The sequence below is a fragment of the Leclercia adecarboxylata genome, from assembly GCF_006171285.1.
GTDB lineage: Bacteria > Pseudomonadota > Gammaproteobacteria > Enterobacterales > Enterobacteriaceae > Enterobacter > Enterobacter barmai.
Window position 1 is genome coordinate 2735058 of sequence record NZ_CP040889.1, and the last position, 22354, is coordinate 2757411.

The window sequence follows — 22354 nt, forward strand, 5'->3', positions numbered from 1 at the left end:
GACCCGCTCCCTGACCCCCTGAAAAGTCAGGAGATAATATTCAGCGTCACGTCAATATTGTTGCGGGTGGCGTTAGAATACGGGCAGACAATGTGTGCCGCATCGACCAGTTTTTTCGCCTCGGCGGCGTCCATCCCCGGCAGGTGAATATTCAGTTTTGCTTCGATGCCAAACCCGGTTGGCAGCGGCCCAATTCCCACTTCGCCTTCAATAAAGGCATCCTGCGGCATGGTGATTTTGTCGCGCCCGGCCACGAACTTCATCGCGCCGAGAAAACAGGCTGAATAGCCCGCCGCAAATAGCTGTTCCGGGTTGGTGACTTCACCGCCCGCGCCGCCCATCTCTTTGGGCACGCCCAGCTTCACATCGAGTACGCCATCGGACGAGGTGGCGCGACCATCACGGCCACCGGTGGCTTTGGCTTTGGCGGTATAGACAACTTTTTCTAAAGACATGGTTGGTTCCTTATCTCAGGGTTGTGTGAGCTAAGGACAGGTATAACGCAAGGCAACCTGAACCGCCATTTTTCGGTAGTGTTGCCGCTGGGCCTGTTCATCGGCCCCGTCCTCAAACAGCAGGGTGAAGGTGTAGCTGTTAGCCACATAGTGAAAGCTGAAGCTGCTGATCAGGCGGTGCAGATCCCGGGCGTTTACCGTTTCGTTAAACAGCTGCTTCTCTTTGCCGCGGTTGAGGATGGTTTCCAGCAGATCCAGGGCGCTGCGGTTGACCTGGCGCAATAAGGCCGACTGCTGCATATAGCGGCCGCGCTGCATGTTCTCCATGCAGATGATACGAATGTAGTCGGGATGATCGGCGTGATAGTCAAAGGTGGTTTCCACCAGCTGCACCAGCGCTTCTACCGGCGGCATCGCCTCCAGGCTGAGCTGCTTTTCACTGGCGCGGATCTGGGTGTAGACATACTCCAGTACCAGCAGGTAGAGGTTCTCTTTGGTCTTAAAGTGATACACCACCATTCGCTTGGTGGTGCCCGCTTTCTCAGCAATCTGCTCCATGCGCGCGCCGTTAAGCCCGTACTCGGCAAACAGCGAGAGGGCGCTGAGGAAGATTTTATCTTTCAGGCGGGATCCGTCGCTGTTTTCTGCGTTTTCGCTGCCAGGGTTAGCCACATCCGCTCCTTACTTAGCCATATGAGAACAGAGGATTATCGCCACGGCTGCGGGAGAACACAACTCTCAGACCCGGGGACGCTTGCGGTAGAGCCAGAGTCCGGGTATCGACAGCCCGATTGAGAGGGCGCCGACAATCGACGAGGCCTTCAGGAAATTGGTCAGCAGCATGATCATCTGCGCTTCGCTGTAGCCAAAATGGCTAATCTTCACCGCCGAAATCATCGCGGTATAAGCTGAGATCCCCGGAAACATCGGGATCACCGCGGCGACGGTGAAGACTTTCGGGTGCGCCAGATACCAGCGCGACCACTGGATCCCGATGCTACCGACCAGCATTGAGGCCATAAAGGTCGACCATTCGATATTCATTCCTGCGGTCATCATCGCCATGCGCGAGCCGTGGCCGATAGCCCCCAGCAGCGCGCACCACGGCAGGGCGCGACGGGGAACGTTAAACACCATGGCAAACCCCACCGCCGGAATGGCCGCCAGGATCATGTCCTGGGCCAGCGCCCAGAGAAAATCGATTACGCCCATCCGCGAAGCCCCCATAAGGTCATGGCCATCACCACCCCGATACAGGTGGCGAGGGTCAGTAAGCTGGCAATCGCCCAGCGTGCCAGGCCGGTATTAATGTGTCCTTTAAACATATCCGCCACGGCATTGATCAGCGGAAAGCCCGGCACCAGCAGCAGCACGCTGGCGGCCATGGCGATGGTGGGTGTCGTGGCGAAACCCGGCAGTCGCAGCAGCAGCCCTGAGACGGTGGTTGCGACGAACGCGGTGATGCAGAAGTTTATTTGCGGGTGCAGATGCCGGCCTGTCAGCACCTGTCGTACGTACATGGCGAGGGTACTGGCGATAAAGGTGATCAGGGCGCCGTCCCAGCCGCCGTTATTGAGCTTGCAGAAGCAGGCGCAGGAGAGGCCCACCATCAGCACCACCAGCCAGCGTGGATAGCGCAACGGCCTGATCTGGCTAAAGCGTTTTTCGACGCCCTGCATATCCAGTAGCTTGTGTTCCGCCATGATCACGATGTGTTGCACCTCGGTGACGACGTGCATGTTGATCCCGCGATCGTGGTTTTTTCGCGTTGAGGTCAGGCACTGGCCCCCTTTGATGGTGGTCAGCACAATGGCGTTGGAGGAGATGGAACTTTCTACGCTGTCCATGCCCAGCGCCAGCCCCAGGCGGGTGGAGAGCTCTTCGACCAGGGCGCTTTCGGCGCCGTGTTGTAATAAAAAAAGGCCGCACTGAATACACAGTCGCGTGGCGGCGCGTTGTGGGGACTGATCTGCCTGCATCTGTTGCCCTGAGGGAGAGTTGGTGTTGAATGGCCGGAATGTCTACTTTTAGCACACAACCCTGTGGCGCTTGCGCTGGGCCAGATCAAGGTTTAAGCAGATTGGTGCTGTCACCAGGCGTTATTTTCAGATGATTAATTATTAATTTCTATGTTTTTTATATTTTTATATTTATTAAATTTATATTTAGAGTATCTAATTTACTCTTTCTGAAAATATCACGGGGCAAGGGTTAACATTTAGTCATTATTTTGCGATATTAACGCCGTTTTGGCGGTGTATACATTTGTGATGCTGGTTCTTATCGCACTCTCATTTTGCTCAGCTAACGAAAAAGGAAAAACATTACATTTTTACGTCGCCATTTTAAATGATCAGGTATTTCAACTGGATGAAAGACACGGAATGGCCGTATGAATGGATTCGGAACACAAGTACCGACAATAGCTTGTAAAAGCGTAATAATAATTGGTAAATCACCCATAATGCAAACCGGTATCGGGAGCATTATGTCACGCTATTTCCCAGACTACGAACGTTCATACTGCCGCTCCCATGAAGAACTCACGCTTCTTCAACTGCGTCGCGCCATTGTGATCATCGTTGATATTTCAGGTGAACAGCATAATCCGCGTAATATTTGCAATCAGTATTACGCATTACAAAATCAGTATAGAGATATTCACTGGATATTTTTGGTTTCTCGCGCATTTTATCCTCTTGCCGTTGAACTTCTTATGCGACCAGAAAGTACGTTACTGTCTGACGCAGAACCTGTCGAAGGCCTGGTTAAGGCAGTTCGTTCCGGCAGTGAACATGCCGAACGTATTAGTCAGACGTTATTAAGACCCGATCCGGAAGAGTTTTATGACAATCAGGACGATGTCATGTTGACGTTCTCGGAGCGTAAAGTATTACGCTTGCTTGGGAAAGGATGGGGAATTAATCAAATCGCCGCATTGCTCAAAAAGAGTAATAAAACGGTAAGCGCGCAAAAAAATAGCGCAATGAGAAGACTCGCCTTAACGAGTAACGCCGAAATGTATGCGTGGATTAACAGCACCAAGGGAATGAAAGAGCTGAGTTTATTCTCTGCCTATGGAGAGCAAGACGAATGGAAAAGAGCGCTACAAAAAGACATATCGCTATCGTCGAAAAGTGCATGATGAGTGCTATGGGGCTGAAGCATCTTTTTGCCAGTCCGGCATTCAAAGGTTATGAAGTCCATCTGTTTAGTAATATTGCCAGTTTTCAGTCCTCACTTAATTTTGTTCCGTACGCGTCTTTGATTTATTCGCTCTCTGATGAGCGTGAAGAGCGGCGTAACTGTCTGGTATGTATTAAGGAAATTTCAGCCACTCACGGTGCTATCCAGCGAATTGTGCTGGCATCGGATGCGTCAGAAGCAAGCCTGATTAATCAGCTTTCGCCGTCACGTCTGCACGGGGTCCTTCTGAAATCCGCGCCGCTGGCCGACCTGCAGGAGCAACTGAGCAAATTATTGAGCGAGAATCGGCGGGTAAATGACTGCCACAACAACCACTGGAATATTCACCGTGGGCGTTTGCTAAGCCCGACTGAACGCGCCATTTTGCAGTTCATGTCTTGCGGCTTTTCCATCCCGGAAATCGCCATCCGACTGGATCGCAACATTAAAACCATTCGTGCGCATAAGTTTAATGCCATGCTTAAGCTTGGTGTTCGTTCTGACGTGGGGTTACTGCACGCGGCAGATATCCTGACGCATTTCCCCGTACCGGATCACCGCGCGCCGCGCTTTATTGTTCCGCATTTTTCATAATCGGCATATAAGACTGCGCCAGAATAATGTCTGGCGCGGGTCTTACAGACAAACGTCCACCCATGTAGCCTGAGTGAGCTCCGCCATTCTTTCCGGAGAAATGCGCACCGCGCTGTGGATCGCCCCGGCGGCAGGCAAAACTTCCGCATACTCCCTGAGCGAGATATCACAGTAAACCGCCAGCGGCGTTTCCAGTCCAAACGGGCAGACGCCACCAACGGGATGTCCCGTTACTGTCACCACTTCATCGCTGCTAAGCATCCGGGCTTTTGCGCCAAACGTCTGCTTCAGCTTTTTGTTATCAAGGCGCGCATCGCCTTTGGCGACCACGAGGATCACCTCGTCTTTAATTTTCAGCGACAGCGTTTTCGCTATCTGTCCCGGCGCAACGTTGTGCGCTTCGGCCGCCAGCGCAACGGTGGCGGTACTCTGACCCAGCTCGATGACTTCAACATCCGGGGCGTGATCAGCAAAAAACTGGCGCACAGACTGCAAACTCATTGTTTCCTCCAGAAAAATACTCTGCGTAATCTGTCATAAGAAATTATGCTCTGTAAATATTTCCTAAGTCACCCACTTCTGATATCAGCGATTTCTGGATCCTCTTCACAATCACGGAAACCGGTTACAGTAACCGGTTGCAGACCATGATGCGGAGATTAATACTGATTACGTCATTTCCCCTGTATCCAATAATAAGAGTCGATTATGAAACCTATCCGTTTGAGCAGTACCGCTGGTATGCGAACCAGCAAGGTGGTGAAAGTGGTATATGGAACAACGTGCGGCGTAACAGCGCCCGAACCGATCGTCTGACAGGAGAGCCGTTATGTCTGCCAACCATGCTGCGTTTAACCTGATATTCCGCTTTGTCGAAAACTATGTCAGCCCCATTGCCGGACGCATCTCTTCCCAGCGTCACGTGATGGCGATCCGCGACGGCTTTATCTCCGCCATGCCGTTTATGATTGTCGGCTCGTTCTTATTAGTGTTTGCCTACCCGCCGTTTTCACCGGACACCACCCTGGGCTTCGCCCGCGCCTGGCTGGATATGGCGAAACAGTTCGAAGGCCAGATCCTCACCCCCTTCGATATGACGATGGGCGTGATGTCCCTCTATATTTGTGCCGCTATCGCTTACAACCTCGGCAAGCATTACGTTAAGTCGCATCAGCTCGATCCCTTCATGTGCGCCATGCTGTCGCTGATGGCCTTCCTGCTGATTGCCGCGCCAAAAACCAAAGGTGCGTTGCCGGTGGATAGCCTCGGCGGCACGGGGATCTTCACCGCCATTCTGGTGGCGATCTACTGTGTTGAGATGATGCGTTTTCTGAAGGCTCACAACATCGGTATTCGCCTGCCCGATCAGGTGCCGCCGATGATCAAAAACTCTTTTGATCTGCTGATCCCGGTGCTGGTGGTGGTGTTAACCCTCTATCCGCTGAGCCTGCTTATTCAGTCACAGTTTGGCATGCTGATCCCGCAGGCGATCATGGCCATCTTTAAACCGCTGGTGGCAGCGGCGGACTCGCTGCCAGCGATACTGCTGGCGGTGCTGATTGGTCACCTGCTGTGGTTTGCGGGCATTCACGGGGCGGCGATTGTCTCCGGGATGCTGCAGATGTTCTGGCTCACCAACCTGGGGATGAACCAGACCGCGCTGGCACAAAGCACGCCGCTGCCGCACATCTTTATGGAGGCGTTCTGGACCTTCTTCATTGTGATTGGCGGTTCCGGGGCGACAATGGGGCTGGTGTTCTGCTATCTGCGTAGTCGCTCGGCGCATCTGCGGTCCATTGGGCGTCTGAGCGTGGTACCGAGCATTTTCAACATCAACGAACCGGTGATCTTCGGTACGCCAATCGTCATGAACCCGGTGTTCTTTATCCCGTTCCTGCTGGCGCCAATGGTTAACGCCGTGCTGGCGTGGGCGGCGATGAAGCTGGATCTGATTGGCCGTGTAATTTCCGTTGTTCCCTGGACCGCGCCTGCGCCTGTAGGAGCCGCATGGGCGCTGGGCTGGGACTTCCGTGCGGCGATCCTCGTGGTGCTGCTCGCGGTGGTTTCCGCCATCATCTACTACCCGTTCTTTAAGGTGTATGAGAAACAGCTCCTGGCGCAGGAGGCCGAAGAGGCCCAGCGCACAGAAGAGGAAAGCCAGCAGGTGGCATAGGTAAACGCAAAACGGCAACTCACAGGTTGCCGTTTTTGGTGTTTGTACTCTCTCCCGGTGGGAGAGGGAGCACCTGTAATTTCGTATGCTTATCGCGATAAAATAATTTCAGGATAATAAAGAACCTACAGCGACTCCCTCGTCCGGCTGAAAATCGACGAAGCGTTTCCTGTAGGCCGGGGCGAGGCGCAGGGATGCGCCGAGAGGGGGCGACCTACATGGATGTAGGATTGCCCCCGACCCTAAGCCTGCGGGAATAAGCTGAGTGCACCGCGTAGCGGCGATTTTCTTTGCCGGGAGCCGGGGTAGCCAGGGGGGAGGCGGCGAGCCCCCCTGGCACGTTCACGGGTGACGCAGCTGACAGAGAAGCACAAAACATACAGTGAACGGAACCACCACCACAGTCGCATGCTCCCCCTCACCCCAGCCCTCTCCCTGAATGGAGAGGGGGCCGACCGTGCCACTATTTTTTTGTGGGGATCCCTCAACCCGATGGGAGAAGGCAACAGACCGCACAACGCTACTTAAGCGTACAGTCGCCGCACTGTTGAACATCCGGCAGGCGATAGCGCTGACAGCAGGTGCGGCGCACCAGCAGCCCGTCGCGTGGAACGACGGTGCGGTAAAGCGGGTTGTCACGGCCATCAGAAAGCTGGCGGGCAAAGAAAATTCCCTGACGCAGGGCGTCCACTTTCTCATCCCCCAGCAGGGTTTTCATTTCGGTCAGATACCAGTGAATTAAGTAGCCGGTATTGCTCCAGATAAGTTTGGCGTTGATCTCGCCCGTCTCTTCCAGCGCTTCCACAACCGGGATCAGCGCGCGGGTAATCAGCACGTCCATCCGCTGCTGCGCCGAAAGCGAGGTCGTCTGGCTGTCTTCGTGGACGTCGATCCAGAAGCAGGCGGCGCGCCCGGTCTCATGGAACTCAACGTGGAAGTGCTCAGGAGAAAGATCCAGCGCCACGTCCTGGGTAAGCAGGGCCAGCATCAATGGCGGCACCATCAGCCCGATATACCACTGCGCCCACAGCGACAGCAGCGGCTTGTTCTCGCGCGCCAGCGTAGGCTGATTACGGTAAATATGATCGGAGTAGGTCGCCAGCAACGACTGCAGCTCGGCAGGGCGTTGCCACTGTGCCAGCGTCCGGGCGTGATGCGGATGGGGTTCGTCCAGCTTGATGACATCCAGCAGATAGGCACGCGTCCCGGCAATGGTCTCACGCACCGCGTCCGCAAGCCCTGAAGGCCTGGTCGGGAGGGGAGTTTGCCAGATGATATTCTCGACGGCTTGTGCAGAACGTATGGCCATAAGTTAGCTGGATAAAAATCTAAATGATAATGATTTCCAATCCTAACTATAGATAAAACCGTTCGCAAGGAATTTTACGTATTCAGACTCAACGCTGACAAATGAGAAAATCTATCATATGATATTGGTTATCATTATCGAGCTGAGAGACGGATCATGTTGAGCAGGGCGTTAGGAAGTGGATGGGGAGTGATACTGCCGGGAATGGTGATTGCCGGGCTGGCGTGTACCGATCTGTCGCTGGCGGTCTGGAAAGTGATTATTGCGTCGGGATTGCTGATTTCATCTGCCATGATCTGGCATAAACAACTGCGGCATTTCGTGCTGCTGCCATCATGTGTCGCGCTGATTGCGGGCATGTGGGTTCTGGTGATGAATCTGAACTAACGGGAGAAAGAGAGAATTTCTAAGGAGAGATAAGATAATTGGTGCGAGGGGGGGGACTCGAACCCCCACATCCTAAGGACACTAACACCTGAAGCTAGCGCGTCTACCAATTCCGCCACCTTCGCACAGTCATCTTATTTTGTTGATATCGCCTCGTTGGTGCGAGGGGGGGGACTCGAACCCCCACATCCGTAAGGACACTAACACCTGAAGCTAGCGCGTCTACCAATTCCGCCACCTTCGCCCAGTGCGAGCAATATCAATCATGGTTATTGGTGCGAGGGGGGGGACTCGAACCCCCACATCCTAAGGACACTAACACCTGAAGCTAGCGCGTCTACCAATTCCGCCACCTTCGCATACCATCGATACAAAAAAAGTATCGTAACCACGGAGGCGCATTCTAGATGTTTTCAGCTGTTCGTCAACAGATAATTGTGCCGGATGTTTTATTTGTTGCAAAAATGGCCTGATCGGGCGGATCAGGCCTGGGGGGCGTTATTTCTTCGCCTGGCGGGTCATGATCGCGCGGTAGATCTTAAAGCGGCCGGTTTGCGCAAGCACTTCGTGGAAACCAAAGACTTCGTCCAGCACTTTCGGGTACGGCAGGAAGGCGTTTGCCACGATACGCAGCTCGCCGCCGCTGTTCAGATGACGCACCGCGGTGCGGATCAGGGTCTGCGCCGCTTCGAGGGTGGTTTCTACCCCATCATGGAACGGCGGGTTAGAGATAATCATATCGAAACGGCCGGTCACGTCGGACAGAACGTTGGAAGCAAACACTTCGCCTTCAATGCCGTTGGCCGCAAGGGTGGCGCGGCTGGCTTCGATGGCTGATGCGCCAACATCCGTCAGGGTTAAACGCACTTTCGGTGAGTGGCTGGCCAGCACGGCGGAGAGCACGCCTGCGCCACAGCCGACGTCCAGCACTTTGCCTTTGGTGTGCGGCGTGAAGGTGGAGAGCAGCAGCTGGCTGCCCACGTCCAGACCGTCACGGCTGAAGACGCCCGGCAGGGTTTTGATGGTCAGGCCATCAAGCTGATATTCGCCCCAGTATTTTTCCGCGTCGAAGGACGGTTTTTTGTCCAGACGGCCATGATAGAAGCCGCAGCGACGGGCGCTGTCGATTTTGGTCAGGGTGGCGTACTCCGCCAGCATCTGCTCAGCGCTGCGCACGCCGCTGCGGTTTTCACCGACAACGAAGATATCGCAACCCACCGGCAGCAGGGAGAGCAGGTTCATCAGCTGGAACTGGGCTTCGGGTTTGTTCTTCGGCCAGTAGTAGATCAGCGTGTCGCAGTCGGCCACGTCGGCCTGTTCGGCCACCAGGCTGAAACGGACGCGCTCGCCCATCTGACGGCTCAGCACCTGCCAGTGGTGATACTGCTGGGTGTGCGCACGGCTGTCGGCACACTCGAAACGGGCAGGCAGGTCATCCTGCATATCTCCGGCAAACAGAATACGGCTTTGTTCGAAATCATCACTGTGGCGCAGCAAGACTTCACTTGCCGGGGTAAATGCAGACATGAATTGTTCCTCTATAAACTCAGGCGGGGATTATAGTAGGTAGATGGCGCAGATTCGACACATTTGGTATATTTGCGCGCCTGACAAACAGGAGTTTTGGCAATGGCATCCCGACGAGACAGGCAATTACAGCAACTGGGCATTACCCAGTGGGCGCTGCGCCGCCCGGCGGCATTGCAGGGCGAAATCGCCATCTCGCTTCCGGCGCATATTCGTCTGGTAATGGTGGCGAAGAGCCTGCCCGCGCTGAGCGAGCCGGTGGTGGCCGACGTGCTGCGCGCGCTGAGGCTGGGTGCCGATCAGGTGCTGCAGCTGACGCCCGATCGCGTCGCCATGCTGCCCGAGGGCAGCCGCTGCAACAGCTGGCAGCTTGGCGTACAGGAAGAGATTGCTCTGGAGGGCGCGAGCATGGCCACGCCAGCCCTGGACGAACTTAACGTAAACCCGGCGGCACGTCGCGCGCTGTGGCAACAAATCTGCGAACATGAACACAATTTCTTCCCTCACGACGACTGATTTAGCGCAGGCTTTTGACATCGAAAAACGCGCCCACGCCTTTCCGTGGAGTGAAAAAACCTTTGCCAGCAACCAGGGTGAGCGTTACCTGAACTATCGGCTGGATGTCGATAATCAGCTGGCGGCATTTGCCATCACGCAGGTCGTTCTGGATGAAGCGACGCTGTTTAACATCGCTGTAGATCCTGCTTTCCAGCGCCGTGGGCTGGGCAGAGAACTGCTGGAACATTTAATTCGCGAGCTGGAAGCACGAGACGTGTTCACGCTGTGGCTGGAAGTACGGGCCTCGAACGTCGCCGCCATCGCACTCTATGAAAGCCTGGGCTTTAACGAGGCGACGATCCGCCGTAACTATTACCCCACCGCAGAAGGACGTGAAGACGCCATCATCATGGCTCTGCCGCTTGGATAACTTATAAAGGTTGTAACGATGAACTGGGACTGGATTTTCTTTGATGCTGACGAAACGCTGTTTACCTTTGACGCGTACGGCGGCTTACAGCGGATGTTTCTCGACTACAGCGTGACCTTTACCGCTGAAGACTTCCAGGATTACCAGACGGTGAATAAACCGCTGTGGGTGGACTACCAGAACGGCGCTATCACCGCGTTACAGCTTCAGCACCAGCGTTTCCAGGGGTGGTCGGATCGCCTTAACGTTCCGCCAGGCGATCTCAACAATGCCTTCCTGAATGCGATGGCCGAGATCTGCGCCCCGCTGCCGGGCGCCGCGTCGCTGCTCGCCTCCCTGAAGGGCAAGGCGAAGCTCGGGATCATCACCAACGGCTTTACCGCGCTCCAGCAGATCCGCCTTGAGCGGACCGGTTTTCGTGACTACTTTGATTTATTAGTGATTTCAGAACAGGTGGGCGTGGCAAAACCGGCCCCGCAAATCTTCGATTATGCGCTGGCTCAGGCCGGGAACCCTGACCGGTCAAAAGTGCTGATGGTAGGGGACACGGCGGAGTCCGATATCCTTGGCGGGATGAACGCCGGGCTGTCAACCTGCTGGCTGAACGCGCACAATCGCACCCTGCCTGAGGGAATCAAACCGACCTGGACCGTGACCTCCCTCGGCGAACTGGAGCAACTCCTGTGTAAACATTGATTGCCTGCCCCCCATTGATGGGTAAAATAGCCGCATTTTCGTATTCATGATGCGCGGCCTGCTGTCGCGCTTTTTAAAGAAGATTTAATTATGACGTTGTCTCCTTATCTGCAAGAGGTGGCGAAACGCCGTACTTTTGCCATTATCTCTCACCCGGATGCCGGTAAAACGACAATCACCGAGAAGGTGTTGCTGTTCGGACAGGCGATCCAGACCGCCGGTACGGTAAAAGGCCGTGGCTCCGCCCAGCATGCAAAATCGGACTGGATGGAGATGGAAAAGCAGCGTGGTATCTCGATTACCACCTCCGTGATGCAGTTCCCGTATCACGACTGCCTGGTGAACCTGCTGGACACCCCGGGTCACGAAGACTTCTCCGAAGATACCTACCGTACCCTGACGGCGGTGGACTGCTGCCTGATGGTTATCGATGCCGCAAAAGGCGTTGAGGATCGTACCCGTAAGCTGATGGAAGTCACCCGTCTACGCGATACGCCGATCCTGACCTTCATGAACAAACTCGACCGCGACATCCGCGATCCGATGGAAGTGATGGATGAAGTGGAGCGTGAGCTGAAGATCGCCTGTGCGCCAATCACCTGGCCGATTGGCTGCGGCAAGCTGTTCAAGGGCGTTTACCACCTCTACAAAGACGAAACCTACCTGTATCAGACCGGTAAAGGTCACACCATCCAGGAAGTGCGCGTCGTGAAAGGGCTGGATAACCCGGATCTGGACGCGGCGGTAGGCGAAGAGCTGGCAGGCCAGCTGCGTGATGAGCTGGAGCTGGTCAAAGGCGCTTCCCACGAATTTGACCAGGAGCTGTTCCTGAGCGGCGAAATTACCCCGGTCTTCTTCGGTACCGCACTGGGTAACTTCGGCGTAGACCATATGCTTGACGGCCTGGTTGAGTGGGCGCCGCAGCCGATGCCGCGCAACACAGACACCCGTGAAGTGGTCGCCAGTGAAGAGAAGTTCACCGGCTTCGTCTTTAAGATTCAGGCCAACATGGACCCGAAACACCGCGACCGCGTGGCGTTTATGCGTGTGGTGTCCGGCAAATATGAAAAAGGCATGAAGCTGCGCCAGGTGCGCACCGGTAAAGACGTGGTGATCTCGGATGCGCTGACCTTTATGGCCGGCGACCGTTCCCACGTGGAAGAGGCGTACCCGGGCGACATCATCGGTCTGCATAACCACGGCACCATCCAGATTGGTGACACCTTTACCCAGGGCGAGATGATGAAGTTCACCGGTATTCCGAACTTCGCACCAGAACTGTTCCGCCGTATCCGCCTGAAGGATCCGCTGAAGCAGAAACAGCTGCTGAAAGGGCTGGTTCAGCTGTCGGAAGAGGGCGCGGTACAGGTGTTCCGTCCAATCGCCAACAACGACCTGATCGTGGGCGCCGTGGGTGTGCTGCAGTTTGACGTGGTGGTTGCCCGCCTGAAGAGCGAGTACAACGTTGAAGCGATTTACGAATCGGTGAACGTGGCGACCGCCCGCTGGGTAGAGTGTTCTGACGTGAAGAAATTCGAAGAGTTCAAGCGTAAGAACGAGATCCAGCTGGCGCTCGACGGCGGTGATAACCTCACCTATATCGCCCCGACCATGGTTAACCTGAACCTGGCGCACGATCGTTATCCGGATATTCAGTTCCGCAAAACCCGCGAGCACTAATCCCTTCCCGGAGCACGGCAGCCGCCGTGCTCTGCTTAAATCTCTTTAAATCCCTGCCTTATTAATCCCTTGCGGAATGTTCTTAATTCAACGGCTTTTGCTGCTTATTGCTCGTTTTTTGCCCGATTCTGAAAGCGCGCCTGTGAGAGTGATCTATATTTAACTCAGTGTTTAACACCGGGCGCAGATGAAAGCTCCATTCAATGCGTGTTGATAAGGTTCTCATCTCGCCCGAGTGTTGATTGGTAGTAATAAAGACTACTTGCACGTAATGATTGACGCTCGAAGTCGGAGCAAAACACAGGAATACATCGATGAATACTAAAAAACTGAAGATTTCGAAAACTCTGCTGGCGGTAATGATGGGTAGCGCACTGGTATGCGGTTCTGCGATGGCGGAAACCACTGCAACCGACAAAGCGCAATCCACAGCCAATACCGCTGGTGAAAAAATCGATAACTCTATGAATAAAGTCGGTAACTTCATGGATGACAGCTCTATCACAGCAAAAGTAAAAGCTGCGCTGGTGGATGCTGATGACATTAAGAGCACCGATATTTCCGTAGAAACCGATAAAAACGTCGTTACGCTGAGTGGCTTTGTAGAAAGCCAGGCGCAGGCTGAAAAAGCCGTTAGCGTGGCGAAAGGTGTTGAAGGTGTGAAATCCGTCAGCGATAAACTGCATGTCCGTGATGGCAAAGAGCAATCTGCCAAGGGCTATGCCGGTGACGCAGCGACCACCAGCGAAATTAAAGCCAAACTGCTGGCCGATGACATCGTCCCATCACGTCACGTGAAAGTGGAAACCACTGACGGCGTGGTACAGCTGAGCGGTGAAGTAGAGTCAAAAGCACAGAGCGACCGTGCTGAAAGCATCGCCAAAGCTATTGATGGCGTGAAAAGCGTTAAAAACGATCTGAAAGTGAAATAAAAATCGATAATTCGTCCTTCTGGCTGAGGCCAGAAGGCGAGATAAGAATTAAACATGTAGATATCGCCGTGAGCAAACCTGAGCGCTCACCATGCGGTCGACATTAACTATGGTAAAGGAGAGTCATATGTTTCGTTGGGGCATCATTTTTCTGGTTATCGCGTTAATTGCCGCCGCTCTGGGTTTTGGTGGTCTGGCGGGTACCGCGGCGGGTGCGGCGAAAATTGTCTTCGTCGTCGGTATTATCCTGTTCCTGGTAAGCCTGTTCACCGGACGCCGTCGTCCATAGCTCAGGTAACCGTTATGCTGAAGAAAAGGCCCATGTTAAGCATGGGCCTTTTTATTTGACGTACATCCGGTTTGGGAAAACCGGCGGGTGTGCGCTACTGTGTAGGGATATAACAAATAAAAAAACAGGAAGCAGAGGTGGGGCAGCGAATTCCGGTAACGCTCGGCAATATTGCGCCGTTAGCACTGAAACCCTTTCGGCCAGGCCAGATTGCGCTGGTATGTGAAGGCGGTGGGCAGCGAGGGATCTTCACAGCCGGCGTGCTGGATGAGTTTATGCGCGCGCAGTTTAACCCGTTCGATCTCTTTTTTGGCACTTCCGCCGGAGCGCAAAATCTCTCGGCCTACGTCTGTAATCAGCCGGGTTACGCCCGCAAAGTGATCATGCGTTACACCACCTCCCGCGATTTCTTCGATCCGGTGCGCTTTGTGCGCGGCGGCAATCTTATCGATCTCGACTGGCTGCTGGACGCCACCGCCAGCAAAATGCCGCTGGCGATGGACAGCGCCTCGCGCCTGTTCGATGCCGGCAAAGCCTTCTGGATGTGCGCCTGTCGCGGCGATGACTACTCGGCAAGCTACTTTTCGCCGCAAAAAGAGAACTGGCTGGATATTCTTCGCGCCAGCAGCGCCATCCCCGGTTTCTACCGCACGGGGGCGCTGCTGGACGGGATTAGCTATCTGGACGGCGGCGTCAGCGATGCGATCCCGGTGCAGGAGGCGGCCCGACGCGGCGCGAATACCATCGTGGTGATCCGCACCGTGCCGTCGCAGATGTACTATACGCCGCAGTGGTTTAAGCGGATGGAGCGCTGGCTGGGTGAAAGCAGCCTGCAACCGATGCTCAACCTGGTTTCGCACCATGAGGCGAGCTATCACGCCATCCAGCATTTTATTGAAAAGCCGCCGGGCAAACTCAGGATCTTCGAAATCTATCCGCCAAAACCGCTTAACAGCATGGCGCTGGGCAGCCGCATCCCCGCTCTGCGTGACGACTACAAAACCGGACGTCTGTGCGGGCGCTATTTCCTGGCGACGGTGGGCAAACTGCTGGCCGAACAGCCGCCGCTGCGCCGCCACCAGCGGATCATCGCCCCGGCCACGGTGGTGGTTCCTCCGGCAAGCGTGGCCAGCGATGCGCTTACCACCCCGCTCGTGGATGCCCCGCAGGCCAATGACACCCTGTTTGATAACGAGGATCTGGCGTGACTTACCGCTTTATTGATACCCATTGTCACTTTGATTTCTCCCCCTTTACCGGTGATGAGCCCGCCAGCATCCAGCGTGCCGCTGAGGCGGGCGTTATGGCCATCGTGGTTCCGGCCATAGATGTGGCGAGCATCGATCGGGTGCTGGATCTCGGGGCGCGCTACCCGGCGCTGTATATGGCCCTGGGTCTGCATCCCATTGTGATTGAATCCCATCAGGATGCGCATCTGGACACGCTGGAAGCGGCGTTGGCGGCAAAGCCGGAAAGGCTGGTGGCGGTGGGGGAGATCGGCCTCGATCTCTATCGCGAGGATCCTCACTTCGAACGACAGGAAGCGATCCTCGATGCCCAGCTGAAGCTGGCGAAACGCTACGATCTGCCGGTGATCCTCCATTCCCGGCGCACCCACGACAAGCTGGCGATGCACCTCAGGCGCCACAATCTGCCGCGAACCGGGGTGGTCCATGGCTTTGCCGGAAGCCTGCAGCAGGCCCAGCGTTTTGTGGAGATGGGCTATAAAATTGGCGTCGGGGGCACCATCACCTATCCCCGCGCGAGTAAAACCCGCGATGTGATGGCGCAGCTACCGCTCTCCGCCCTGTTGCTGGAGACCGACGCCCCCGATATGCCGCTTAACGGTTTTCAGGGCCAGCCGAACCGCCCCGAGCAGGCGGCGAGGGTATTTACCACGCTGTGTGAACTGCGCCCGGAGCCCGCGGATGAGATCGCCCAGGCGCTGCTGGATAACACCCGGGCGCTGTTCAACCTGCCGCTATAGATAGAGCGCCGGGCGGATCACTGCGATCTGCTCCCGCTCCAGCAGCTGCGCCAGCGGTTCGACATCATCGGCCGTCGCGCTGCGCCAGTGACGGGCTTCGCCGTAGACGCCATGGGCATGAAAAGCGTTGATCCTGACCGGAACATCCCCCAGCTGACGGATAAATTTGACCAGTTCGCGATGGTGCGTCAGGTAATCACAGCGATCCGGGATCACCAGTAAACGCAGCTCGCTCAGCCGGTGGTGTGCCGCCAGCCAGCGAATGCTGTGCTTGATAAGCGCGTTGTCGCGCCCGGTCAGAAAACGGTGATGGGCGTTGTCCCAGGCCTTAAGATCGACCATTGCGCCATCAAACACCGGGAGCAGCTTTTGCCAGCCGGTTTCGCTTAGCAGGCCGTTACTGTCCACCAGACAGGACAAATGCTGCAGCTGCGGATCGGCTTTCAGCGCGGAAAACAGCGCCACCAGAAACGGCAGCTGGGTGGTGGCTTCCCCGCCGCTGACGGTGATGCCGGAGATAAAGGGCGCGACCTTGCGGATCTGCACGATGACCTCCTCCACGCTTAACCGCTGCGCCATGGGCGTCGCCTGCTGCGGGCACATTTGCAGACAGGTATCGCACTGCTGGCAGGTCGCGTCATCCCACCAGACCCGTCCGGCCTGAATATTCAGCGCATCGTGCGGGCAGTGCGGCACGCAGGCGGCGCAGTCGTTGCAGCGCCCGATGGTCCACGGGTTGTGGCAGGTTTTGCAGCGCAGGTTGCACCCCTGCAGAAACAGGGCCAGGCGGCTGCCGGGCCCGTCAACGCAGGAGAACGGGATAACCTTACTGACTAAAGCGCATCTGCTGTTCATGGCTTATCACGCGCGGCTGGCGCTCCAGTATGCGGGTGTTGCGGGCGGCCTCTTCGCCCAGCCAGGTGGTGTTGGTGCGCGAGCCTTCGGCGCGGTATTTTTCCAGATCGGACAGCCGCACCATATACCCCGTCACACGAACCAGATCGTTCCCTGAAACGTTAGCGCTGAATTCGCGCATCCCGGCGCGGAAAGCGCCCAGACAGAGTTCCACCACCGCCTGCGGATTGCGCTTCACGGTCTCGTCCAGGGTCAGGATGTCGCTGATCCCGGCGCGATAGTGGCGATGATGCGGCGCGACCGCCAGCAGGTGGCTAATCGGATCCGGCTCATCGCCATACGGCAGACGCGCCCCCGGCGTGGTGTCCACGTCAGAGCTGATCCCCGACTGGGCATGGAGCATGGCGCGGTGTCGCCAGCCATATTTGACCGGGGTGGCTTCCACAAAGGCCGCCAGCTGCTCGCTGATGCGATACCCCAGCGCATTGGCCTGGTCATCTTTGCCGTAGCGCCCGTTAATCCCCGCTTTCTCGCACAGCACGTTCACCGCTTCGGCGAGGCCGTACATGCCGAACATGGGCACAAAACGGTTGGGATCGATCAGCCCTTCTTTCACCAGGAAGCTATTCTCAAAGAAGCCGGAACGCTGATACAGGAACTCGCAGCGGGCATCGATGATGGCGATCTGCTGCTGACAGTAGTGCGGCAGGGTGCGGGTAAAGAACGCCTCGAGGGTTTCGCTCTGCTCCGCGATGGCCTTCAGGTTGAGGCGCACAAGGGTGCTTCCCCCGCCTGCCAGCGGCAGCGAGTTGTAACAGCTGACCACGCCAAAGCCATTTTTTGTGAAAATTTTATCATTTACCTGCCCGTTGGAGATATGCGGTTTACTGCATTCGCAGATGTTCTTCGCCACCTCCAGCAGCAGATCGTCCGGCGTGATTTTGGGATCGTAAATAAAGGTGAGATTGGGTGAAACCTGCTTAAGCTCTGCATCGGCGCGTAAAATGGCGCGCGTTATCGGGCCGTCTGCCGGGCCGATATTGGCATGGACGAAGGCATCCGGCAGGGTGCGATCGAGGTAGCGCCAGAAACGTTTTATTCGAATATCGATTTCTTCTTGTGTTAGAATTCTAACATATGGCTGCAGCAGCGTATCGAGATGGCCGAGGAACACCGGCATGGCGGTAACGGACGGAACATGGTGGTAAAGGATGGTCAGCAGCGACAGCGCATCATCCAGATCCTGAGCGCCTTCCAGTTCCAGCCACTCTGAACCCTGTTTCAGAAACAGCGCATAGTCAGGCAACACGTAGCGCGGTTTGTAAGGCGCGTGGCCTTCAAACATATCGCAGATAAATCCCCCGGCCAGGGCCAGACGCGCATCATTATCCAGGGCCGGGTAGGGCAGATTGTTTTCCGCCTCCAGCGCCAGAAAGTGGCGTTTTTGTTCGGGGCTTAACACCGGGCTTGTCACAATTTTCTGGCAACGTTGTTGCAGGGCGGCGGGGGTGGATGGGGACATTGTCGCTTCCTTATTCTTCTGCATGGACAGGGGAAGATTGTAGAAAGACTCCTGCCAGCTGCTTTTGATCCTGCGCGGGTGCCTGACGCTTTAATCAGCAGTTGTAGCTAAATTATTTGAAGTTGATCTCATTATGGTTATGCAAATTTGTATGCATATTTCATTAACTGTGATGAATGTCGAAGTGAGAAAGCGGGTGAATGTTAGAATACTCACAGACCCGCAAGGTGAAATTTTACGGCTATACGCCCGGAGAATGTTATGACCGATTTAACCGCAAGCAGCCTGCGTGCTTTAAAACTGATGGATCTGACCACCCTGAATGACGACGACACGAACGAGAAAGTGATCGCCCTGTGTCATCAGGCGAAAACCCCGGTGGGCACCACGGCGGCTATCTGTATCTATCCGCGTTTCATTCCGATCGCGCGTAAGACCCTGAAAGAGCAGGGCACGCCGGACGTGCGTATTGCCACCGTGACCAACTTCCCACACGGTAACGACGACATCGAAATCGCGCTGGCAGAGACCCGCGCCGCCATCGCTTACGGCGCTGACGAAGTTGACGTGGTCTTCCCTTACCGCGCGCTGATTGCCGGTAACGAGCAGGTGGGCTTTGAGCTGGTGAAAGCCTGTAAAGAGGCCTGCGCAGCGGCAAACGTGCTGCTGAAAGTGATCATCGAAACCGGCGAGCTGAAAGAAGAGGCTTTAATCCGTAAAGCGTCTGAAATCTCTATTAAAGCGGGTGCAGACTTCATTAAAACCTCCACCGGTAAAGTGCCGGTCAATGCCACCCCGGAAAGCGCACGCATCATGATGGAAGTGATCCGCGATATGGGCGTGGAAAAAACCGTGGGCTTCAAACCGGCGGGCGGCGTGCGTACCGCAGAAGACGCGCAGCAGTTCCTGGCGATTGCCGATGAGCTGTTCGGTGCCGACTGGGCTGATTCCCGCCACTACCGTTTTGGCGCATCCAGCCTGCTGGCCAGCCTGCTGAAAGCACTGGGCTACGGCGACGGTAAGAGCGCAAGCAGCTACTAATAGCACTATTCGTTGTAGGCCGGATAAGGCGTAGCCGCCATCCGGCGTTGTTCCGGTTCGCCGGGTGGCGCTACGCTTACCCGGCCTACGGTTAGCCTTCGACTCACTTCCTCAGGGGGTTATTTTGTTTCTCGCACAAGAAATTATTCGTAAAAAACGTGATGGTCATGCTTTAAGCGACGAAGAGATCCGTTTCTTTATCAACGGCATTCGCGACAATACCATCTCTGAAGGGCAGATTGCCGCCCTGGCGATGACCATTTTCTTCCACGATATGGCGATGCCGGAGCGCGTGTCGCTGACCATGGCGATGCGGGATTCAGGAACCGTTCTGGACTGGAAGAGCCTTAACCTTAATGGCCCGATCGTGGACAAACACTCCACCGGCGGCGTGGGCGATGTCACCTCGCTGATGCTGGGGCCAATGGTCGCTGCCTGCGGCGGCTACATTCCAATGATTTCCGGGCGCGGCCTCGGTCATACCGGCGGCACGCTCGACAAACTGGAAGCCATTCCGGGCTTCGATATCTTCCCGGATGACAACCGCTTCCGCGACATTATTAAAGATGTGGGTGTGGCGATTATCGGCCAGACCAGCTCTCTTGCTCCGGCGGACAAGCGTTTTTACGCCACGCGTGACATTACCGCGACCGTCGACTCCATCCCGCTGATCACCGCTTCGATCCTTGCCAAGAAACTGGCCGAAGGTCTGGATGCGCTGGTGATGGACGTGAAAGTGGGCAGCGGCGCCTTTATGCCGACCTACGAACTCTCAGCGGCGCTTGCCGAAGCGATCGTTGGCGTTGCCAATGGCGCTGGCGTGCGCACCACCGCACTGCTTACCGACATGAACCAGGTGCTGGCTTCCAGCGCGGGTAACGCGGTTGAAGTGCGCGAAGCGGTACAGTTCCTGACAGGTGAATACCGCAACCCGCGCCTGTTCGAGGTGACCATGGCGCTGTGCGTCGAGATGCTCATTTCAGGCAAACTGGCGAACGATGACGCCGACGCCCGGGCGAAACTGCAGGCGGTGCTGGATAACGGCAAAGCGGCGGAGATCTTTGGCCGCATGGTTGCTGCCCAGAAAGGCCCGACCGATTTCGTGGAAAACTACGCCAAATACCTGCCAACCGCGATGCTCAGCAAAGCGGTGTACGCGGATACCGAAGGCTTCGTCTCGGCGATGGACACTCGCGCGCTGGGTATGGCGGTGGTCTCCATGGGCGGCGGTCGTCGTCAGGCTTCCGACAGCATTGATTACAGCGTCGGCTTCACCGATATGGCCCGTCTGGGCGACAGCGTTGACGGTCAACGTCCGCTGGCGGTGATCCACGCGAAAGATGAAAACAGCTGGCAGGAAGCGGCGAAAGCCGTGAAGGCTGCCATTACTCTGGCGGATAATGCCCCAGAAAGCTCGCCTTCGGTCTATCGTCGTATTACCGAATAGCGGTATACTGATCTGATCGCTTTTTTATGAAGCACTGAGTACGGAGAACATATGAAACGTGCATTTATTATGGTGCTGGACTCTTTCGGCATCGGGTCTACAGAAGATGCAGATCGCTTTGGTGACACCGGTGCAGACACCATGGGTCACATTGCTGAAGCCTGTGCAAAAGGCGAAGCGAACAACGGTCGTCAGGGCCCGCTGAATCTGCCAAACCTGACCCGTCTGGGCCTGGTTAAAGCCCATGAAGGTTCCACCGGTAAAGTGGCAGCCGGTATGGACGCCAACGCCGAAGTGGTTGGCGCATACGCCTGGGCGCACGAGCTCTCTTCCGGGAAAGACACCCCGTCAGGCCACTGGGAAATCGCCGGTGTGCCGGTTCTGTTCGACTGGGGCTATTTCTCCGATCACGAGAACAGCTTCCCGCAGGAGTTGCTGGATAAGCTGGTTGAGCGCGCAAACCTGCCGGGCTATCTCGGCAACTGCCACTCTTCCGGCACCGTCATTCTGGACCAGCTCGGCGAAGAGCACATGAAAACCGGCAAGCCGATTTTCTACACCTCTGCTGACTCCGTGTTCCAGATTGCCTGCCACGAAGAGACCTTTGGCCTGGATCGTCTTTACGAGCTGTGCGAAATCGCCCGTGAAGAGCTGACCGAAGGCGGCTACAACATTGGCCGCGTGATCGCGCGTCCGTTTGTGGGCGACAAACCGGGCAACTTCCAGCGTACCGGCAACCGTCACGATCTGGCCGTAGAACCGCCAGCGCCGACCGTGCTGCAGAAACTGGTTGAAGAGAAAGACGGCCAGGTGGTTTCCGTCGGTAAGATTGCGGATATCTACGCTAACTGCGGCATCACCAAAAAAGTGAAAGCCACCGGTCTGGACGCGCTGTTTGACGCTACCGTGAAAGAGATGAAAGAGGCGGGCGACAAGACTATCGTCTTCACCAACTTCGTCGATTTCGACTCCTCCTGGGGTCACCGTCGCGACGTCGCTGGCTACGCTGCGGGTCTGGAGCTGTTCGACCGCCGTCTGCCGGAGCTGATGGAGCTGGTGGGTGAAGATGACATTCTGATCCTGACCGCCGACCACGGCTGCGACCCGACCTGGACCGGTACCGACCACACCCGCGAGCACATTCCGGTGCTGGTGTACGGCCCGAAAGTAAAACCAGGCTCTCTGGGTCACCGTGAATCCTTCGCGGACATCGGCCAGACCATTGCGAAATACTTTGGTACGTCTGATATGGAATATGGCAAGGCCATGTTCTGAATTATGTTGGGTGCGGTCTGATGCCCTCACCCCGGCCCTCTCCCACAGGGAGAGGGTGAAAAGAATAAACA

The 22354-nt window shown here is 56.0% G+C and carries 24 protein-coding genes and 3 tRNA genes; 15 read left to right on the forward strand and 12 right to left on the reverse strand.

From position 1 onward, the window contains the following. Positions 1–26: 26 nt before the first annotated feature. The 4 genes from FHN83_RS14845 to FHN83_RS14860 all read right to left on the reverse strand — a co-directional run bounded on the left by FHN83_RS14845 (position 27) and on the right by FHN83_RS14860 (position 2434). Positions 27–455 (reverse strand): organic hydroperoxide resistance protein, encoded by a 429-nt coding sequence (locus FHN83_RS14845; protein ID WP_039030487.1) that lies wholly within the window; start codon positions 453–455, stop codon positions 27–29. Between the two features lie 30 nt (positions 456–485). Then, entirely contained in the window at positions 486–1127 is a 642-nt protein-coding gene (locus tag FHN83_RS14850) for a TetR family transcriptional regulator (RefSeq protein ID WP_139564245.1), read from the reverse strand. 66 nt (positions 1128–1193) lie between these two features. Further along, the gene (locus FHN83_RS14855; protein WP_039030485.1) at positions 1194–1667 is read right to left on the reverse strand and encodes a threonine/serine exporter; all 474 of its coding nucleotides are present in this window, start codon (positions 1665–1667) and stop codon (positions 1194–1196) included. Beyond that, positions 1658–2434 carry a threonine/serine ThrE exporter family protein gene (locus FHN83_RS14860; protein ID WP_039030484.1) on the reverse strand — a complete coding sequence of 259 codons (777 nt, stop codon included), beginning with the start codon at positions 2432–2434 and terminating at the stop codon, positions 1658–1660. The genes FHN83_RS14855 and FHN83_RS14860 overlap by 10 nt, the downstream gene beginning before the upstream one ends. Positions 2435–2919: 485 nt before the next feature. Here FHN83_RS14860 and FHN83_RS14865 point away from each other — a divergent pair, with 485 nt between their 5' ends. Together FHN83_RS14865 and bglJ are read left to right on the forward strand one after the other, a co-directional pair. Next, positions 2920–3600 (forward strand): helix-turn-helix transcriptional regulator, encoded by a 681-nt coding sequence (locus tag FHN83_RS14865; RefSeq protein ID WP_052246196.1) that lies wholly within the window; start codon positions 2920–2922, stop codon positions 3598–3600. Next, positions 3600–4235 (forward strand): DNA-binding transcriptional activator BglJ, encoded by a 636-nt coding sequence (gene bglJ, locus FHN83_RS14870; RefSeq protein WP_039030483.1) that lies wholly within the window; start codon positions 3600–3602, stop codon positions 4233–4235. The genes FHN83_RS14865 and bglJ overlap by 1 nt, the downstream gene beginning before the upstream one ends. Positions 4236–4277: 42 nt before the next feature. On the opposite strand, the gene FHN83_RS14875 is transcribed toward bglJ, so the two are convergent. Next, positions 4278–4736, reverse strand: coding sequence for a YbaK/EbsC family protein (locus FHN83_RS14875; protein ID WP_139564247.1), 459 nt, complete (start codon positions 4734–4736; stop codon positions 4278–4280). A gap of 328 nt (positions 4737–5064) precedes the next feature. Here FHN83_RS14875 and FHN83_RS14880 point away from each other — a divergent pair, with 328 nt between their 5' ends. Next, positions 5065–6408: a PTS sugar transporter subunit IIC gene (locus FHN83_RS14880; RefSeq protein ID WP_039030481.1), complete on the forward strand. Its 1344-nt coding sequence runs from the start codon at positions 5065–5067 to the stop codon at positions 6406–6408. Between the two features lie 520 nt (positions 6409–6928). On the opposite strand, the gene fhuF is transcribed toward FHN83_RS14880, so the two are convergent. Then, entirely contained in the window at positions 6929–7717 is a 789-nt protein-coding gene (gene fhuF / locus FHN83_RS14885) for a siderophore-iron reductase FhuF (protein ID WP_139564249.1), read from the reverse strand. 156 nt (positions 7718–7873) lie between these two features. Between fhuF and FHN83_RS14890 the strand changes: the two genes are divergently transcribed. Then, entirely contained in the window at positions 7874–8104 is a 231-nt protein-coding gene (locus tag FHN83_RS14890) for a DUF1435 domain-containing protein (RefSeq protein WP_039030479.1), read from the forward strand. A 39-nt stretch (positions 8105–8143) separates the two neighbouring features. Here the strand turns inward: FHN83_RS14890 and FHN83_RS14895 are convergent. From FHN83_RS14895 to rsmC, 4 genes are all read right to left on the reverse strand, one after another. Further along, positions 8144–8229, reverse strand: a tRNA-Leu gene (locus FHN83_RS14895). Positions 8230–8261: 32 nt separating this feature from the next. After that, positions 8262–8348, reverse strand: a tRNA-Leu gene (locus FHN83_RS14900). A 29-nt stretch (positions 8349–8377) separates the two neighbouring features. Then, a tRNA-Leu gene (locus FHN83_RS14905) sits at positions 8378–8463 on the reverse strand. 139 nt (positions 8464–8602) lie between these two features. Continuing rightward, entirely contained in the window at positions 8603–9631 is a 1029-nt protein-coding gene (gene rsmC, locus FHN83_RS14910; protein ID WP_139564251.1) for a 16S rRNA (guanine(1207)-N(2))-methyltransferase RsmC, read from the reverse strand. Positions 9632–9733: 102 nt separating this feature from the next. On the opposite strand from rsmC, the gene FHN83_RS14915 reads away from it, so the two are divergent. From FHN83_RS14915 to FHN83_RS14950, 8 genes are all read left to right on the forward strand, one after another. After that, positions 9734–10147 carry a DNA polymerase III subunit psi gene (locus FHN83_RS14915; RefSeq protein ID WP_039030477.1) on the forward strand — a complete coding sequence of 138 codons (414 nt, stop codon included), beginning with the start codon at positions 9734–9736 and terminating at the stop codon, positions 10145–10147. Then, positions 10116–10559 (forward strand): ribosomal protein S18-alanine N-acetyltransferase, encoded by a 444-nt coding sequence (gene rimI / locus FHN83_RS14920; RefSeq protein WP_139564253.1) that lies wholly within the window; start codon positions 10116–10118, stop codon positions 10557–10559. The genes FHN83_RS14915 and rimI overlap by 32 nt, the downstream gene beginning before the upstream one ends. 18 nt (positions 10560–10577) lie before the next feature. Then, positions 10578–11255, forward strand: a complete 678-nt coding sequence (yjjG, locus tag FHN83_RS14925; protein ID WP_138370375.1) for a pyrimidine 5'-nucleotidase — start codon at positions 10578–10580, stop codon at positions 11253–11255. Positions 11256–11345: 90 nt separating this feature from the next. Beyond that, positions 11346–12935: a peptide chain release factor 3 gene (gene prfC / locus FHN83_RS14930; protein ID WP_039030474.1), complete on the forward strand. Its 1590-nt coding sequence runs from the start codon at positions 11346–11348 to the stop codon at positions 12933–12935. Positions 12936–13249: 314 nt separating this feature from the next. After that, the gene (gene osmY / locus FHN83_RS14935; protein WP_039030473.1) at positions 13250–13867 is read left to right on the forward strand and encodes a molecular chaperone OsmY; all 618 of its coding nucleotides are present in this window, start codon (positions 13250–13252) and stop codon (positions 13865–13867) included. Between the two features lie 127 nt (positions 13868–13994). Further along, positions 13995–14156: a DUF1328 domain-containing protein gene (locus FHN83_RS14940; RefSeq protein ID WP_002887716.1), complete on the forward strand. Its 162-nt coding sequence runs from the start codon at positions 13995–13997 to the stop codon at positions 14154–14156. Between the two features lie 137 nt (positions 14157–14293). Beyond that, positions 14294–15364 carry a patatin-like phospholipase family protein gene (locus FHN83_RS14945; RefSeq protein WP_139564255.1) on the forward strand — a complete coding sequence of 357 codons (1071 nt, stop codon included), beginning with the start codon at positions 14294–14296 and terminating at the stop codon, positions 15362–15364. Further along, positions 15361–16143, forward strand: coding sequence for a metal-dependent hydrolase (locus FHN83_RS14950; RefSeq protein WP_139564257.1), 783 nt, complete (start codon positions 15361–15363; stop codon positions 16141–16143). Before FHN83_RS14945 ends, FHN83_RS14950 begins: the two co-directional genes overlap by 4 nt. On the opposite strand, the gene FHN83_RS14955 is transcribed toward FHN83_RS14950, so the two are convergent. Beyond that, positions 16138–16998 (reverse strand): YjjW family glycine radical enzyme activase, encoded by an 861-nt coding sequence (locus FHN83_RS14955; RefSeq protein ID WP_039030470.1) that lies wholly within the window; start codon positions 16996–16998, stop codon positions 16138–16140. The genes FHN83_RS14950 and FHN83_RS14955 overlap by 6 nt on opposite strands. Next, entirely contained in the window at positions 16970–18520 is a 1551-nt protein-coding gene (locus FHN83_RS14960; RefSeq protein ID WP_139564258.1) for a YjjI family glycine radical enzyme, read from the reverse strand. Before FHN83_RS14960 ends, FHN83_RS14955 begins: the two co-directional genes overlap by 29 nt. A gap of 261 nt (positions 18521–18781) precedes the next feature. On the opposite strand from FHN83_RS14960, the gene deoC reads away from it, so the two are divergent. The 3 genes from deoC (at position 18782) to deoB (ending at position 22283) form a co-directional block, all read left to right on the forward strand. Beyond that, on the forward strand, positions 18782–19561 hold the full coding sequence (deoC, locus tag FHN83_RS14965; RefSeq protein WP_218015334.1) for a deoxyribose-phosphate aldolase: 780 nt from the start codon (positions 18782–18784) through the stop codon (positions 19559–19561). A 124-nt stretch (positions 19562–19685) separates the two neighbouring features. Further along, entirely contained in the window at positions 19686–21008 is a 1323-nt protein-coding gene (gene deoA / locus FHN83_RS14970; protein WP_139564262.1) for a thymidine phosphorylase, read from the forward strand. Positions 21009–21059: 51 nt separating this feature from the next. Then, positions 21060–22283, forward strand: coding sequence for a phosphopentomutase (gene deoB / locus FHN83_RS14975; protein WP_139564264.1), 1224 nt, complete (start codon positions 21060–21062; stop codon positions 22281–22283). Positions 22284–22354 lie beyond the last annotated feature (71 nt).

Coding starts and splice junctions, on each gene's coding strand:
- FHN83_RS14845 (WP_039030487.1), bottom strand. CDS start 455: ATGTCTTTAGAAAAAGTTGTCTATACCGCCAAAGCCAAAGCCACCGGT.
- FHN83_RS14855 (WP_039030485.1), bottom strand. CDS start 1,667: ATGGGCGTAATCGATTTTCTCTGGGCGCTGGCCCAGGACATGATCCTG.
- FHN83_RS14860 (WP_039030484.1), bottom strand. CDS start 2,434: ATGCAGGCAGATCAGTCCCCACAACGCGCCGCCACGCGACTGTGTATT.
- FHN83_RS14865 (WP_052246196.1), top strand. CDS start 2,920: ATGCAAACCGGTATCGGGAGCATTATGTCACGCTATTTCCCAGACTAC.
- bglJ (WP_039030483.1), top strand. CDS start 3,600: ATGAGTGCTATGGGGCTGAAGCATCTTTTTGCCAGTCCGGCATTCAAA.
- FHN83_RS14875 (WP_139564247.1), bottom strand. CDS start 4,736: ATGAGTTTGCAGTCTGTGCGCCAGTTTTTTGCTGATCACGCCCCGGAT.
- FHN83_RS14880 (WP_039030481.1), top strand. CDS start 5,065: ATGTCTGCCAACCATGCTGCGTTTAACCTGATATTCCGCTTTGTCGAA.
- fhuF (WP_139564249.1), bottom strand. CDS start 7,717: ATGGCCATACGTTCTGCACAAGCCGTCGAGAATATCATCTGGCAAACT.
- FHN83_RS14890 (WP_039030479.1), top strand. CDS start 7,874: ATGTTGAGCAGGGCGTTAGGAAGTGGATGGGGAGTGATACTGCCGGGA.
- rsmC (WP_139564251.1), bottom strand. CDS start 9,631: ATGTCTGCATTTACCCCGGCAAGTGAAGTCTTGCTGCGCCACAGTGAT.
- FHN83_RS14915 (WP_039030477.1), top strand. CDS start 9,734: ATGGCATCCCGACGAGACAGGCAATTACAGCAACTGGGCATTACCCAG.
- rimI (WP_139564253.1), top strand. CDS start 10,116: ATGAACACAATTTCTTCCCTCACGACGACTGATTTAGCGCAGGCTTTT.
- yjjG (WP_138370375.1), top strand. CDS start 10,578: ATGAACTGGGACTGGATTTTCTTTGATGCTGACGAAACGCTGTTTACC.
- prfC (WP_039030474.1), top strand. CDS start 11,346: ATGACGTTGTCTCCTTATCTGCAAGAGGTGGCGAAACGCCGTACTTTT.
- osmY (WP_039030473.1), top strand. CDS start 13,250: ATGAATACTAAAAAACTGAAGATTTCGAAAACTCTGCTGGCGGTAATG.
- FHN83_RS14940 (WP_002887716.1), top strand. CDS start 13,995: ATGTTTCGTTGGGGCATCATTTTTCTGGTTATCGCGTTAATTGCCGCC.
- FHN83_RS14955 (WP_039030470.1), bottom strand. CDS start 16,998: ATGAACAGCAGATGCGCTTTAGTCAGTAAGGTTATCCCGTTCTCCTGC.
- FHN83_RS14960 (WP_139564258.1), bottom strand. CDS start 18,520: ATGTCCCCATCCACCCCCGCCGCCCTGCAACAACGTTGCCAGAAAATT.
- deoC (WP_218015334.1), top strand. CDS start 18,782: ATGACCGATTTAACCGCAAGCAGCCTGCGTGCTTTAAAACTGATGGAT.
- deoB (WP_139564264.1), top strand. CDS start 21,060: ATGAAACGTGCATTTATTATGGTGCTGGACTCTTTCGGCATCGGGTCT.